General features: G+C 36.6%; 14 protein-coding genes. 3 read left to right on the top strand and 11 right to left on the bottom strand.

The window, feature by feature from the left end; all coding sequences use genetic code 11:
• Positions 1–86: 86 nt before the first annotated feature.
• Both EKL97_RS11090 and EKL97_RS11085 read left to right on the top strand, forming a co-directional pair.
• Positions 87–431, top strand: a complete 345-nt coding sequence (locus EKL97_RS11090; protein WP_317125142.1) for a metal transporter — start codon at positions 87–89, stop codon at positions 429–431.
• A gap of 272 nt (positions 432–703) precedes the next feature.
• Positions 704–1,384 carry a DedA family protein gene (locus tag EKL97_RS11085; RefSeq protein ID WP_126461885.1) on the top strand — a complete coding sequence of 227 codons (681 nt, stop codon included), beginning with the start codon at positions 704–706 and terminating at the stop codon, positions 1,382–1,384.
• Positions 1,385–1,456: 72 nt separating this feature from the next.
• Here the strand turns inward: EKL97_RS11085 and groL are convergent, their stop codons facing one another.
• The 11 genes from groL to EKL97_RS11030 form a co-directional block, all read right to left on the bottom strand.
• Positions 1,457–3,085: a chaperonin GroEL gene (gene groL / locus EKL97_RS11080; protein ID WP_126452813.1), complete on the bottom strand. Its 1,629-nt coding sequence runs from the start codon at positions 3,083–3,085 to the stop codon at positions 1,457–1,459.
• A gap of 59 nt (positions 3,086–3,144) precedes the next feature.
• Entirely contained in the window at positions 3,145–3,420 is a 276-nt protein-coding gene (groES, locus tag EKL97_RS11075; protein ID WP_126452815.1) for a co-chaperone GroES, read from the bottom strand.
• Positions 3,421–3,560: 140 nt separating this feature from the next.
• Positions 3,561–3,908 carry a preprotein translocase subunit SecG gene (gene secG / locus EKL97_RS11070; RefSeq protein ID WP_126461888.1) on the bottom strand — a complete coding sequence of 116 codons (348 nt, stop codon included), beginning with the start codon at positions 3,906–3,908 and terminating at the stop codon, positions 3,561–3,563.
• Positions 3,909–3,911: 3 nt separating this feature from the next.
• Positions 3,912–4,763 carry a tetratricopeptide repeat protein gene (locus EKL97_RS11065; RefSeq protein ID WP_126563816.1) on the bottom strand — a complete coding sequence of 284 codons (852 nt, stop codon included), beginning with the start codon at positions 4,761–4,763 and terminating at the stop codon, positions 3,912–3,914.
• Positions 4,764–4,866: 103 nt separating this feature from the next.
• The gene (locus tag EKL97_RS11060; protein WP_126461894.1) at positions 4,867–5,370 is read right to left on the bottom strand and encodes an LptE family protein; all 504 of its coding nucleotides are present in this window, start codon (positions 5,368–5,370) and stop codon (positions 4,867–4,869) included.
• A gap of 91 nt (positions 5,371–5,461) precedes the next feature.
• Positions 5,462–6,718 carry a sigma-54 interaction domain-containing protein gene (locus EKL97_RS11055; RefSeq protein WP_126568875.1) on the bottom strand — a complete coding sequence of 419 codons (1,257 nt, stop codon included), beginning with the start codon at positions 6,716–6,718 and terminating at the stop codon, positions 5,462–5,464.
• Between the two features lie 88 nt (positions 6,719–6,806).
• Entirely contained in the window at positions 6,807–8,252 is a 1,446-nt protein-coding gene (gene miaB / locus EKL97_RS11050) for a tRNA (N6-isopentenyl adenosine(37)-C2)-methylthiotransferase MiaB (protein WP_126461900.1), read from the bottom strand.
• A gap of 161 nt (positions 8,253–8,413) precedes the next feature.
• Complete coding sequence (locus EKL97_RS11045; RefSeq protein WP_126568874.1) at positions 8,414–9,199, bottom strand: hypothetical protein; 786 nt, start codon at positions 9,197–9,199, stop codon at positions 8,414–8,416.
• Between the two features lie 23 nt (positions 9,200–9,222).
• A complete protein-coding gene (locus EKL97_RS11040; protein WP_126554732.1) occupies positions 9,223–9,954 on the bottom strand; it encodes an MIP/aquaporin family protein in 732 nt (243 codons plus the stop codon).
• A gap of 18 nt (positions 9,955–9,972) precedes the next feature.
• Positions 9,973–11,469: a glycerol kinase GlpK gene (glpK, locus tag EKL97_RS11035; RefSeq protein ID WP_126568873.1), complete on the bottom strand. Its 1,497-nt coding sequence runs from the start codon at positions 11,467–11,469 to the stop codon at positions 9,973–9,975.
• Between the two features lie 32 nt (positions 11,470–11,501).
• The gene (locus tag EKL97_RS11030) at positions 11,502–13,085 is read right to left on the bottom strand and encodes a glycerol-3-phosphate dehydrogenase/oxidase (protein ID WP_126568872.1); all 1,584 of its coding nucleotides are present in this window, start codon (positions 13,083–13,085) and stop codon (positions 11,502–11,504) included.
• 146 nt (positions 13,086–13,231) lie between these two features.
• Between EKL97_RS11030 and EKL97_RS11025 the strand changes: the two genes are divergently transcribed.
• Positions 13,232–13,996, top strand: a complete 765-nt coding sequence (locus EKL97_RS11025; RefSeq protein ID WP_126461915.1) for a DeoR/GlpR family DNA-binding transcription regulator — start codon at positions 13,232–13,234, stop codon at positions 13,994–13,996.
• Positions 13,997–14,115: the final 119 nt, after the last annotated feature.

Here is a 14,115-nt window from a genome sequence, read left to right as displayed (position 1 = left end):
ACTGATAAATAGAATGATGAAAACTCAAAAGGTTTTATATCAAGATATTATAATAAGTAAATAAATGAACACCTCAAAAAAATTAAATGATGAAAAATATAACACTAGTAATGTTACTGATTTTTGTTGGGTTTACGGTTCAGGCTCAAGAAGGGAAAAGCAAAAATGCTAAGGTTGAATTTCATGTGAGCGGGAATTGTGACATGTGCAAAAAGAGAATTGAAAAAGTGGCATTTAGTGTTTCTGGTGTGAAATCTGCCGAATGGCATATGGATTGTGGTACTTTATATCTGATTATAAACGAACAAAAAACGAATGTTCCAACAATTCAAAAAGCGATTGCGAAAGTAGGTCACGACACAGAGGGAGCCAGGGCTTTAAAGGAAGATTATGACAGTCTTCATGCTTGTTGTCAATATAAACGAAAATAATTTTAAAGAAACGCCAAAGTGAAAACTTTGGTTTTTTTAATGCCATACTTTAATTTTTTTTGAGTAAAAATTGTAGTTGTTAACTATGAAAAACGGTTATACACATAACTAAAATCAGGATTTTTATAAACAACTTTTGGCTGTAAATAATGTAAAGATAATTCTGCTACTTTAAATAGTTAATAAAACTTTAAAATAGTATCATAAATTGTGGTTGAGATATATTATCCGTACTTTCACGCACGAATAATTTTAGCATAAAACACCTTAGAATGAACGATTTTGATTGGAAGAATTTAATTGACCCACTTTTTTATATTCATTTTGATGTTAATGGAATTAAATTGGGTATTTATATAGTTTTATTTATTGTTTTTGCGGAGACGGGTCTTTTTGCAGGTTTTTTTCTGCCAGGAGATAGTTTATTGTTTTTGGCAGGAATTTACAGTCGCGAATTGATAGAGAATATTTTAGTTATCAATAATGATTTTCTAAATGTGGTCCTCCTATCCACACTTGTCGCATTGTCAGGAATTTTAGGAAACGTAGTAGGCTACTGGTTTGGTTCTAAAAGCGGGTATTATCTATACAACAAGGAAGATAGTTTTTGGTTTAAGAAAAAGTACTTGGTTCAATCAAAAGATTTTTTTGAAAAATACGGAGGTAAGGCAATTATTTTTGCTCGATTTCTTCCAATATTGAGGACTTTTGCACCAATAGTTGCCGGAATCGTTTCAATGGATAAGAAGAAGTTTATGTTTTATAATATTTTAAGTTCTTTTATTTGGTCGTTCACCCTAATTTTTGCCGGACATTATTTATATGGTTTTTTACTTGAGAATTATCAGATTGATCTAAAGGAGCATATCGAATTAATTGTATTGATTTTAGTAGGGATTACTGTTTTACCGGTAATTTATAAGTTTAGCAAAAAAGCTAAAGTTCAAGAATAAACAAATTATAACTCATAAAAAAACCGTCTCAATTTTTTATCGGGACGGTTTTTTATTTGAAAAGAATTGAGATTACATCATCCCTGGCATGCCGCCACCCATTGGGTTTCCACCACCATTATCTTCTTTGATATCAATCAAAGCACACTCAGTAGTCAATATCATTCCGGCAACTGAAGCTGCATTCTCTAAAGCTACACGAGTTACTTTTTTAGGATCAATAATTCCTGCTTTAAGCATGTCGACATATTCGTCTGTTTTTGCGTTATAACCAAAATCACCACTACCTTCAGCGACTTTTGCAACAACTACAGACCCTTCAAGACCTGCGTTTTCAACAATAGTTCTCAATGGAGACTCCACTGCACGAGATACAATTTGAATTCCGGTTGCTTCGTCAGCATTATCTGCTTTAATAGCGCTAAGTGCATTTTTAGCTCTCAGTAAAGCAACTCCACCACCAGCAACAATTCCTTCTTCAACTGCAGCACGAGTAGCGTGAAGTGCGTCATCTACTCTGTCTTTTTTCTCTTTCATTTCTACTTCAGATGCAGCACCTACATAAAGTACAGCAACTCCACCAGCTAATTTAGCCAAACGTTCTTGCAACTTTTCTTTGTCATAATCAGAAGTGGTAGCTTCCATTTGACCTTTGATTTGGTTGACACGATTTTTGATCATATCCGCATCACCTGCACCACTTACAATTGTAGTATTATCTTTATCGATAGTCACTTTCTTAGCAGTACCTAACATTTCGATAGTTGTGTTTTCTAAAGTGTATCCTCTTTCTTCTGAAATTACAGTTCCACCAGTTAAAATAGCGATGTCTTCTAACATAGCTTTTCTTCGGTCTCCAAAACCAGGCGCTTTTACAGCGGCGATTTTCAAGGCTCCACGTAATTTATTTACCACTAGTGTAGACAATGCTTCCCCATCTACGTCTTCAGCAATAATCAATAATGGTTTCCCAGATTGTGCTACAGGCTCAAGAACCGGTAATAATTCTTTTAAAGAAGAAACTTTTTTGTCATATAAAAGGATGTATGGATTTTCTAGTTCTACCTCCATTTTTTCTGAATTGGTAACAAAATAAGGAGAAAGATATCCTCTGTCAAACTGCATGCCCTCAACAACATCAACATACGTATCTGTTCCTTTAGCTTCTTCAACAGTAATAACCCCTTCTTTTCCCACTTTTGCGAAAGCAGCAGCGATTAACTCCCCAATTACTTCGTCATTGTTAGCAGAAATTGAAGCGATTTGTTTGATTTTTTCAGAATCCGTACCTACTACTTTGGCTTGTTTAGCCAAATCAGCAACAATAGCATCAACTGCTTTGTCTATCCCGCGTTTCAAATCCATAGGATTGGCTCCGGCAGCAACATTTTTCAATCCTTCTTTTACGATCGCTTGTGCCAAAACGGTTGCAGTTGTAGTTCCGTCTCCGGCTAAATCATTCGTTTTAGAGGCTACTTCTTTTACCATTTGTGCGCCCATATTTTCTAGTGGGTCTTTCAATTCAATCTCTTTTGCTACAGTTACACCATCTTTAGTAACGGTTGGTCCGCCAAAAGCTTTTCCAATAATAACATTACGACCTTTTGGCCCTAGCGTTACTTTTACTGCATTTGCCAATGCATCAACACCTCGTTTTAATCCGTCACGTGCTTCTATATCAAATTTTATATCTTTTGCCATTTTAAATTTTGTTTAATGTTTATTTGAAGGGACAAGTCACGACTTGTCCGTACTTTAATTTAGATAATTGCAAGAATATCGTCTTCACGCATGATCAAATAATCTTTTCCTTCTAGTTTCAATTCAGTACCAGCATATTTTCCGTACAAAACAGAATCACCAATTTTCACTGTCATAGTGTGGTCTTTTGTTCCGTTTCCTACAGCAACAACAGTTCCTTTTTGTGGTTTTTCTTTGGCAGTATCAGGGATGAAGATTCCTGACGCCGTTTTTGTTTCAGCAGCAACGGGCTCGATAAGGACTCTGTCTGAAAGAGGTTTAATGTTTAAATCCATGATTTTATATTTTTTAGTATTCAATATTAATTAATAAAGATGAAGATTTCAGAAATTGTGCCATCTTAATCAAACTGACACATTTTCTTATAAAAAATGCCAGCTTTGACAGGCTGGCATTTAGAATATGTAGAAGTGATTTATTTTACTGGATTTGTAGCTGCAGGTGTGTTTTGAGCAGGTACTGCTATAGGAGTAGTTGTGTTTGGTGCAGCGGTTCCCATATTGTCAATGATTTTAGAATCAGTATCACTTAATGTTCCTGTAAAGCTCAAGCTTGAAAGTAATATAAGTGCGATTAATATAGTTGCCAATGTCCAAGTGCTTTTGTCTAAAAAGTCAGTTGTTTTTTGTACCCCGCCTAACATTTGAGAACCACCTATTGTAGAGGATAATCCACCACCTTTAGGGTTTTGAACCATGATTACTACGATTAATAGAAAACAAACTATAGTTATTAAAACTAAAAAAATTGAAAATGTGCTCATTGTTTAATTATTATTATGTTGTAAAATCTTAATATCCGTTATGCGGTCTGCAAAGAAACTACTTTTTTCTGGATATTTCAAAATTAATATTTCATAAGCTTGTATCGCTTTTTGATATTTTTTTTGTTCCAAGTAAACTCGGGCTAAAGTCTCGGTCATCAAGTACGAGTTATCTGGTGCATTTAGGTCTAAGGATACTGAGGAAGCAGCGCCGTGTTTTACAGGAGAAATCTTTGGACTTGTTTCTATAAATTTATTGATTAAGTCTAATTTTTTTCTTTTCTCCTCGTCCATTGGAGCAGCCGGTTTTTTAGAATCCTCATTCTCTCTTTCTATAGGTTCTGTACGAGAGAGCTGTAGCCATTCTTGGAAGGAATGTTGTTCTTTTGCCGAAAAATCCAACGGTTTTCCAAGATCCATTTTTTCTGCTATTGGTATAGAATTCGTTTGGATTGGGGCGGTTGGTGAAGCTTCCTTTATTGAGGTAAGAATGGATTGTTCTAAAGGATTTAATTTGGGTTCTTTTTTTTCTTGAAACGAAATAATTTCACTTTCAACTACCGGAATGTCAAGGATTTCAAGTGCTTTTTTAGTAAAGAGACTTTTGTGAATTGAAGTAAAAACATCGGAGGTAATAAAGTCAAATAAAATGGATCTGTCCGTTGTATAAGCAGCCGTTATTTTTAAAGCACCATTGTATTTATAACTGTTCTCATTGTACAGGCCTTTTAGGTGAAGTGCTCTGGCGCTCTGAAAATAAGGAAATTCGTTTAATACTTTTTCCAAAGCTTCTGTTTGCTTTTGATGTACAACATCAGGTTTGTTAATCAAATAAGTATAATCAGTTACATTCATTTTTCAAGTGTTCGATGTTCAGTAATCAATGTTCAACAATCAGGCTTCAAGTTTTAGTATATTGCACTGAATACTAAAAACTGCCAACTGGATATTTCTTTATTTACCATTTAGCCAGAGATTCATTAAATATATCTTGTGTTATTCTTTCAAAAATATCTTTTAAAGCAGCATTCAAGGTTGCGCCTGTCAATTGTTGTTGTGCAGGATAATCAAAGAAAAAAGTAAATGGTTTTTCAAAATCATCTGTTTCTTTTTTCTTATTGGTAAAACGAACATTCACACGAATTGTCAAACGGTTTTGAGAAGCTTGCTGGTCTGCCGTTGCTGTCATAGGGCTAATTCTGTAATCAACAATTTCTCCTTCATAGGTTAAATCTGCACCATTTTGTACCAAGTTTAAATTGGTTTGATTCTGAATCAAATCTTGAAGTTCTAGTGTAAATGTCCGGTCAATTCCGGGTTCAATTAATTCAGCATTATTCTGAAAAAAGCCCACTTGAAATGTTTCAGCATCAATTTTCCCCGTCCCTGTAAAGTTGTAAACCGAGCAGCTGTTGATGCTTATTATAAGTACGGAGAGAAGTATACGTTTTAGATATTTCATTTTATTTTTTAAAAATTGCTTCGCCGGCTCACCAATGTTCGGGTCAAATATATTCATTTTCAATTAAACACGTTGTATTTTTCGGACTACATTATAAATCAAATTGTTTGATTTTCCGGTATAAAGTTCTTTCGGAAATTCCCAATTCATCTGCAGCGGCTTTTCGTTTTCCTTTATTTTTTTCTAATGATTTCTTAATCATTTCTATTTCCTTTTGTTCCAGACGCAAGGTTTCCTCTTCTTCGACAGTTTCGGCAAAAAGATAAGTATCATCCCTTTCCTGATAATCGTTGTCATTGTTTTTTGCAGCTATTAAAGTTGCTCTTGGTTCTTCTTCAAAATCAATTTCACTATCATTTTCCTTAGATCCATATATTTTCTTGATCAAGTTTTGATTTGTTTCCTGGACTTTAGAAACGCCATTCTGGATGAGTTCTAAGGTTAGTTTTTTTAAATCATTTAGATCGCTTTTCATATCAAAAAGTACTTTGTACAAAATTTCTCTTTCGGTACTAAAATCACTTTCGTTTTTTTGGTCTTTAATAACGGAAGGTAAATTGTTTCCTTGTACGGGTAAATAGGATTGTAATGTCACTGCAGATATCTCCCTGTTGGTTTCTAAAACGGATATTTGTTCCGCTACATTTCGCAATTGACGGATGTTTCCGCTCCAACGAAATTTTTGCAATAATTGCACAGCACTTTCATCCAGTTTCAAAGGCGGCATTTTATATTTATGGGCAAAATCAGCGACGAATTTCCTAAACAATAAGTGAATATCCTCTTTTCGATCGCGCAAAGGGGGCAAAGTAATATCCACCGTACTTAAACGATAATAGAGGTCTTCACGGAATTTCCCTTTTTCGATAGCATCAAATAAATTGACATTTGTGGCCGCCACAATTCGCACATTTGTTTTTTGTACTTGTGAAGAACCTACTTTTATAAATTCACCATTTTCAAGAACACGCAACAAACGCACTTGGGTGGTCAAGGGTAATTCGCCCACTTCATCCAGAAAAATAGTTCCTCCATCAGCCACTTCAAAATAACCTTCCCGAGTTCCTGTTGCTCCGGTAAAAGCGCCTTTTTCATGCCCAAAAAGCTCACTGTCAATGGTTCCTTCTGGAATGGCGCCACAGTTTACAGCAATGTATTTTCCGTGCTTTCTGTGCGAAAGCGAATGAATAATTTTGGGAATATTCTCTTTTCCAACTCCGCTTTCTCCGGCTACCAAAACGGTAATGTCAGTAGGAGCAACTTGAATGGCTTTTTCTATCGCACGATTAAGCTTCGGGTCATTCCCGATAATCTCAAATCGTTGTTTTATGTTTTGAACTGATTCCATATTGTTATTGCGAGGCACGAAGCAATCTCATTAATAATTACTTAAATTCTTTTATTTCTAATGAATTAAAAATTAGCCACTAATTTTATTAATTCATTTCACTCAAACCAACTGCTTTCCCTTTCAAAGTGCCGCTTGTACAACTTTCAACTTTAACCAAAACAAAATCTCCTATTTTATAATCTTCTTTCGGAAAAACTACGGTAATACTTTGTGAATTTCTGCCGGAAAACTCCTCAGTCGATTTTTTCGAAACTTTTTCTACTAAAACTTCTACGGTTTGTCCAATGAATTCTTCACTGCGGAACCAAGCATGTTTTTGTTGTAAATCGACAATTTCTTGCAGTCTTCTTGCTTTTGTTTCATCGGTAACATCATCTTCCATTTTTCTTCCAGCCAAAGTTCCCGGACGTTCGGAATACGAATACATATACCCAAAATTATATTTTACATATTCCATTAAACTCAAGGTGTCTTTATGGTCTTGTTCGGTTTCTGTAGGGAAACCAGCAATCATATCCTGTGAAATGGAACCATTTGGAATAATAGTCCTGATTTTGTCAATCAAAGTCATGTACTCTTCACGCGTGTGCAAACGGTTCATTTCTTTCAGAATTCTATTGCTTCCAGATTGGACAGGCAAGTGAATGTGTTTGCAAATATTAGGATGTTTTGCAATCACGTGCAACACACTTTCATGCATATCCTGCGGATTAGAGGTTGAAAATCGAATACGCATTTTAGGAAAACCTACGGCTACCATTTCAAGGAGTTGGTCAAAGTCAACAGCAGTTGCTTTTTGCATTTTGGTAGCGTTCTCAAAATCTTTTTTTAATCCGCCGCCGTACCAAAGAAAACTATCCACATTTTGTCCCAAAAGTGTAATTTCTTTGAAACCTTTGTCCCACAAATCCTGAATTTCTTTCATTATACTTTGTGGTTCACGGCTGCGTTCGCGTCCTCTGGTAAAAGGTACCACACAAAACGTACACATATTATCGCAACCACGAGTAATTGAAACCAAAGCCGTAATTCCGTTGCTCATCAATCGAACAGGAGAAATATCGCCATAAGTTTCATCCTTCGATAAGATCACGTTAATGGCATCACGTCCTTCTTCTACTTCTTGCAAAAGGTTCGGCAAATCTTTATAGGCATCAGGACCTACAACGAGGTCAACAATTTTCTCTTCTTCCAGAAATTTACTTTTCAAACGTTCTGCCATACAGCCCAAAACGCCCACTTTCATCTTTGGATTAATGCGTTTTACGGCATTGTATTTCTCTAGACGTTTGCGAATTGTTTGCTCTGCTTTATCCCGAATAGAACAGGTATTCACCAAAACTAAATCGGCTTCTTCCAGAATTTGCGTCGTATTATATCCGTTTGAGGATAATATAGAAGCTACAATTTCACTATCCGAAAAATTCATTGCGCAACCGTAACTCTCAATAAAAAGTTTCTTCGTGTTCTCGGGTTTGTTTTCTAAAACAAGACTTTCTCCCTGCTTGCTTTCTTCTATTATCTTTTCCATTGCATATTTTCAAAGTGCAAAGATAACGCAATTGAAATAAATATGACAAGATGTCAGATTAAGAATTAACACTATTTTGGGTTTTAATTTTGGAATAACGAAAACGTTCTTTTGTTTCTAAAAGAACGTTTTCGTTATCAAACCAGGTGTTGTTGTTGTAATTAGAACAATACCACACCCAATTGAATTCGGGCAATTTTAAGGGCTGGATTCCACATTGCTACTGCGGAAACAGGAAGTTTGTAATTTAGAATGTGAATGTTTTTATACGCCCTGATTCCGGTATTTACAATATCAAAATTACTGTTGGGATCATTTGTATATAAATGGGATTCTCCGTTTAAGGCAAATCCGGCTCCTAAATAGGCCTCTAAAGTAATTTTTTGATTTTTCAATAACGGATATCCTAATTCAACATAGGTGGAATATCTGTTTTTATAATCGAGGTTATCCATTAATTCGCGATCATTGCCGTAAAGCAGAAAATCAGCTTCTATCCGCAAAGGAAATCGGTCAGGAAATTGATAGGATGTTCTTAAGTCAAGAATGTGCGTGGTTGTTTTTCGATCGTAATTAAAAACGGCAGGGTTTTCAATATTTGTAGTATTGAATAGGTCCCATAAGGCGATTGAAAAACCATTTTTTTTGTATTGAATGTAATAATCAATTTCTTTGTACTCGCCATCAAACCCATTCCCGCCCCAAAGACCCACGGTTAGATTTCGTTTTTTGTCCAAAGCATAATGAATGTTTCCCATGGCAGTCATGCTTCCGTTGATAACCAGTCCTCTCCAGAGGTGGCTCGTTTTTAATTCTACATCAAAATCTAGTCGGTTCGTTTTTGTGTTTGCTACAGCTGCTGGAGTGGTATCGGCAACAGGAGTTTCTTGGGCATATCCAGCTAGCCCTATAATAGAGATTATAGTGGTGAAAAATAATTTTCGCATGATTTTACTTTTAAAAAAGAAGGTTAGAGAAGTAACATATATAAGGTTGCGGCCAAACAGGAACCTATTATAGGGCCAACGATAGGAACCCAGGCATACCTCCAATCGCTGCTGCCTTTTATGGGTAAAATAGCGTGCATGATTCGAGGTCCCAAATCTCTTGCAGGATTTATAGCATACCCTGTGGTTCCTCCCAAGGATAATCCTATAGCCCAAACTAAAATAGCGACCGGTAAAGCGCCAACAGTTCCAAGTCCAATTGCAGCGCCAGTATCAGAACTCATGATCAGCTCTGGACCGGCAATATAGAATATCACGAAAATTAATACAAAAGTGGCGATGATTTCACTCATTAAATTGGAGGAGTAATTCCGAATCGCAGGTCCTGTGCAAAAACAAGCAAGTTTTCCGCCTTCATCTTCTGTGGCTGCAAAATGATCTTTATGGGAAAGCCAAACTAAAAAGGCTCCTAGCATAGCTCCAATGAATTGAGCCAAGATGTAGGAAGCAACCTGTGACCAGGCAAATTTTCCTATGAGTGCCAAGCCTAAGGTGACAATAGGATTTAAATGCGCACCGCTAATCGGACCGGCAACAGCAACGCCTACAAAAACGGCAAAACCCCATGCTGTACTGATGACAATCCATCCGGAATTATTTCCTTTGGTTCCTTTAAGAACTACATTGGCAACTACGCCATTACCTAATAAAATCATTAGCATGGTACCGAGAATTTCTGCAATAAATGGAGTCATAATGTATGGTTTTAATGATTAATTTTCTATCCAGTTTCCAGCTCGGCCTACCGCTTTATCCCAGTTTTTTACCAATTCAGTGACAGTGTCTCTGGGCATTTCGGGTGAAAATTCACGGTCTATTGTCCATTGTTTTTGTAATTCATCTACGCTGTCCCAATATCCAATAGCTAAACCGGCTAAATAAGCTGCTCCTAGGGCTGTTGTTTCTAATGTCTTTGAGCGAATCACTTTGAAATTAAAAAGATCCGATTGAAATTGCATCAATAAATTATTTGCAACTGCTCCGCCATCCACTCGTAGTTCTGTTCCTTTTTTTTCAAAATCGGCCTCCATGGCTTTTGCTAAATCATAGACTTGATACGCTATTCCTTCAAGAGTTGCTCTCGCAATGTGCGCGTTTGTGGTTCCTCTGGTTATCCCAACTATGGCTCCTCGAGCGTATTGGTCCCAGTAAGGAGCTCCTAGACCTGTTAATGCGGGAACAAAATACACACCTCCGTTGTCCGGAACGCTGGCTGCTAGTTCTTCAATTTCATGGGCAGCATCAATCATTTTAGCACCATCTCTTAGCCATTGTACGGCCGCACCACCCACAAAAACACTGCCTTCCAATGCATAAGTTGTTTTTCCGTTAATTTTCCAGGCTATGGTTGTTAATAAATTATTTTTAGAATAAACGGGCTTTTCGCCAGTATTCATTAGCATAAAACAACCGGTTCCGTACGTGTTTTTTACCATTCCGGGATTGATACACAACTGTCCAAAAAGAGCTGCTTGTTGGTCTCCTGCAACGCCTGCTATAGGGATTTTTGTAGAAAACAGCGTGGTTGAGGTTACTCCATAGACCTCACTACTTTGTTTTATTTCTGGCAATATCGATTGCGGGATATCGAATAAATTTAATAATTCCGGGTCCCATTCTAAAGTATGAATGTTTAACATCATCGTACGACTAGCATTAGAAACATCAGTCATGAACATTTTACCTCGGGTCAATTTCCAAATAAGCCAAGTGTCGACAGTTCCAAAACACAATTTTCCTTGTTCTGCTTTTTCACGAGCCCCTTCCACATTATCTAAAATCCATTTTAATTTTGTGGCAGAAAAATAAGCGTCTAAAACCAGTCCTGTTTTTTCTTTGATCATATCTCCGTGCCCTTGAGCTTTCAATGCGTCACAATATTTTGCAGTTCTCCGGTCTTGCCAAACAATGGCATTATAAATTGGAATACTGGTTTCTCTATCCCAAACAATTGTGGTTTCTCTTTGATTGGTGATACCAATGGCGGCGATTTCTTTTCCTGAGATTCCTACTTTTGCAATAACTTCAGCGGTTACGCTCATTTGTGAGGACCAGATTTCGTTTGGATCGTGTTCTACCCATCCTGGTTTTGGGAAAATTTGTTCAAAAGATTTTTGAGACACGTTGACAATTTCTCCATCGTGGTTGAAGACAATTGCCCTGGAGGAGGTAGTTCCTTGGTCAAGGGCAAGAATTAGTTTGTTTTTCATTTTGGGTGTTTTTATGTTAATAGAGTTGTAGATTATTTTACTTGAAATTCTGTTAAAAGGAAACCGTTGGCCAGAGTTCTAAATTCAGCTGTTTGAGCTTCGGCCCAAGGGGTGTCACGGCCTAATTCTTTTGCTAATAATTGAGCAACTTTTTCAGAAGAATCAATCGCTGCTCTTGCGTCTAAAAACAAAAGTCGCACGCGTCTGGCCAATACATCTTCAATGGTTCTAGCCATTTCGAAACGAATAGCCCAAGCCACTTCTGCCATGGTATAATCATAATCAGGATGTAGTTTCTCTTTTAATAAAGGCTCGTCTTCCTGTAATTTCAGTATTTTAGGAATGTCAGTTCCATAAATGTATAAATGATTCTCTCGGTCTGTTACGGAAGTTATTTTATTGCCGTGGATAGCGATGTGTTCCGTTTTACATCCGTTTTTAGGTAAATTATGGACTTTGATGGCTTTGTCAATAACGTCTTCAGCGATTTTTCGGTACGTAGTCCATTTTCCTCCGGTGATGGTGATTAATCCGGTATCCGAAACAATTATTTTATGACTTCTGGAAACTTCTTTGGTACTTTGTCCTTTTTTTTCTGGCGCTGCCAAAGGTCTTAAGCCTGCAAATACAGATAAAACATCGCCTCTTGTTGGTTTTTTCTCTAGAAATCTTTGAGCAGTTTCTAAAACGAAATCAATTTCTTGTTCCAAGGCAATTGGCTCCAGACTCGATTTTTTAACCAAAGTATCGGTGGTTCCTACCACAATTTTATCATGCCACGGCACTGCGAATAAAACGCGTCCGTCACTTGTTTTTGGAATCATTAAAGCATGTTCGCTTGGTAAGAACGATTTGTCAAAAACCAAGTGAATCCCTTGGCTTGGAACAATATATTTCTTGTATTCCAAATCATTCATTTTCATGATTGAGTTGGTAAAAACCCCGGTAGCGTTAATAACGGCAGTTCCGTTTAATTTATATTTGGTGCCGGTTTCTTTATCTTCAAATTCTACTCCCGTAACTTGGTTTTTATCGTCTTTCAATAAATTAATCACTTTCGAATAATTCAAAAGCGTAGCTCCTTTTTCAACGGCTGTTTGCGCAATGTTGATTGCCAAACGCGAATCATCAAACTGTCCGTCTTGATATACAACGCCGCTAACCAATCCTTTTTGTGTAATGGTCGGAAGCAATTCTATTGTTTTTTTTCTGGACACATATTTAGAAGAGCCTAAGCTTAATCGTCCGGCTAACATATCGTATATGGTTAATCCTACGGTATAGAAATAACCGCCCCACCAATTATAATTTGGAATCACAAAGGATTGGTTTTTCACCAAGTGACCAGCGTTTTGTGCCATTAGGCCTCTTTCTTTTAGGGCTTCGCGTACCAAAGCAATGTCTCCTTGTTCTAAATACCGAACCCCACCATGAACTAACTTTGTGCTTCGACTGGAGGTTCCTTTGGCAAAATCAATTGATTCCAACAGTATGGTTTTGAAACCTCTGCTAGCTGCGTCTAGCGCTATTCCTAATCCGTTAGCACCACCGCCAATGATAATTACATCCCAATTTTTGGTTTGTGTAAGTTGAATTAATTGTTCTGATCTTTTCATTTTATTGTTTTTATACCGTAACACAATATTTCGTTTTACAAACATAACGAAATAAATCGAAACAAAATGAAACTATTCAAAATAACCTGTTTTATTTTTTATTTCTAAAAGAATACCTATCTTTATTTCAATATTTAAACAGTAGTATGACTATAATTAATATCAGACAGGAACTAATAATAGAGGAATTAAATCAAAAAGGGTATGTTCATGTGGTGGAGCTGTGCGAAACACACAAGGTTTCGTCCGTAACCATACGGAAGGATTTGAGTTTTTTAGAAAGCAAGAATCTGTTGCATCGTACCCATGGAGGCGCTAGTAAACAGCCCATTTATGCGTTTGAAAGAAATGTAAGTGATAAAGAATTGCTTCAGGTAGAGCAAAAGAAGCTTATCGCAAGAGCGGCTTTGAGTTACATTAATGACAATGATTACATCATTATGGGCTCCGGGACTACGATTCATAATTTATCTAAAGTGATGGGGGGCTTTCAAAAATTAACTGTACTGACTCCTTCGCTTAAAGTTTCTTTAGAGCTCTGCAAACATTCGGAAATTGATACCATTCAACTGGGTGGTGATATTAGAAAAGCATCAACTTCAGTTGTGGGTGCTATTGCTGAAGGAATTTTGAGCCAGTTTTCCTGTAATAAATTATTTATTGGAACTGATGGGCTTCATTTAGAGTTTGGTTTAAGTACTTCAAATGCTATGGAAGCTCATTTGAATCAAGCGATGATTGATGTAGCCGAAAAAGTAATTGTTTTGGCCGATTCAACTAAAATGAATGTCAGGGGTTTTGGTAAAATCTGCAATGTAGAAAAAATTGATGTTTTAATTACCGATGAAGGTATCGATATCGAAACTAAAACGAAACTGGAAGAAATGGGGTTGAATGTCGTTGTTGTGTAAAAGGGCTTCTTTTAAGTTTTAAGTAACAATCATTGTATAATGGGGTGTTTTAAAATTAGAGAAAATGATGGAACAAGTTGATTTTAAGATACTATTGGCTATGTTTTTTGTTTTGACTT

The sequence above is a fragment of the Flavobacterium sp. LS1P28 genome, from assembly GCF_003970335.1.
Taxonomy (GTDB): domain Bacteria; phylum Bacteroidota; class Bacteroidia; order Flavobacteriales; family Flavobacteriaceae; genus Flavobacterium.
This window is presented reverse-complemented; position numbering and strand designations above follow the sequence as displayed.

Coding starts and splice junctions, on each gene's coding strand:
- EKL97_RS11025 (WP_126461915.1), top strand. CDS start 13,232: ATGACTATAATTAATATCAGACAGGAACTAATAATAGAGGAATTAAAT.
- glpK (WP_126568873.1), bottom strand. CDS start 11,469: ATGAAAAACAAACTAATTCTTGCCCTTGACCAAGGAACTACCTCCTCC.
- EKL97_RS11030 (WP_126568872.1), bottom strand. CDS start 13,085: ATGAAAAGATCAGAACAATTAATTCAACTTACACAAACCAAAAATTGG.
- EKL97_RS11085 (WP_126461885.1), top strand. CDS start 704: ATGAACGATTTTGATTGGAAGAATTTAATTGACCCACTTTTTTATATT.
- EKL97_RS11060 (WP_126461894.1), bottom strand. CDS start 5,370: ATGAAATATCTAAAACGTATACTTCTCTCCGTACTTATAATAAGCATC.
- secG (WP_126461888.1), bottom strand. CDS start 3,908: ATGAGCACATTTTCAATTTTTTTAGTTTTAATAACTATAGTTTGTTTT.
- groES (WP_126452815.1), bottom strand. CDS start 3,420: ATGGATTTAAACATTAAACCTCTTTCAGACAGAGTCCTTATCGAGCCC.
- EKL97_RS11090 (WP_317125142.1), top strand. CDS start 87: ATGATGAAAAATATAACACTAGTAATGTTACTGATTTTTGTTGGGTTT.
- EKL97_RS11065 (WP_126563816.1), bottom strand. CDS start 4,763: ATGAATGTAACTGATTATACTTATTTGATTAACAAACCTGATGTTGTA.
- miaB (WP_126461900.1), bottom strand. CDS start 8,252: ATGGAAAAGATAATAGAAGAAAGCAAGCAGGGAGAAAGTCTTGTTTTA.
- EKL97_RS11040 (WP_126554732.1), bottom strand. CDS start 9,954: ATGACTCCATTTATTGCAGAAATTCTCGGTACCATGCTAATGATTTTA.
- EKL97_RS11045 (WP_126568874.1), bottom strand. CDS start 9,199: ATGCGAAAATTATTTTTCACCACTATAATCTCTATTATAGGGCTAGCT.
- EKL97_RS11055 (WP_126568875.1), bottom strand. CDS start 6,718: ATGGAATCAGTTCAAAACATAAAACAACGATTTGAGATTATCGGGAAT.
- groL (WP_126452813.1), bottom strand. CDS start 3,085: ATGGCAAAAGATATAAAATTTGATATAGAAGCACGTGACGGATTAAAA.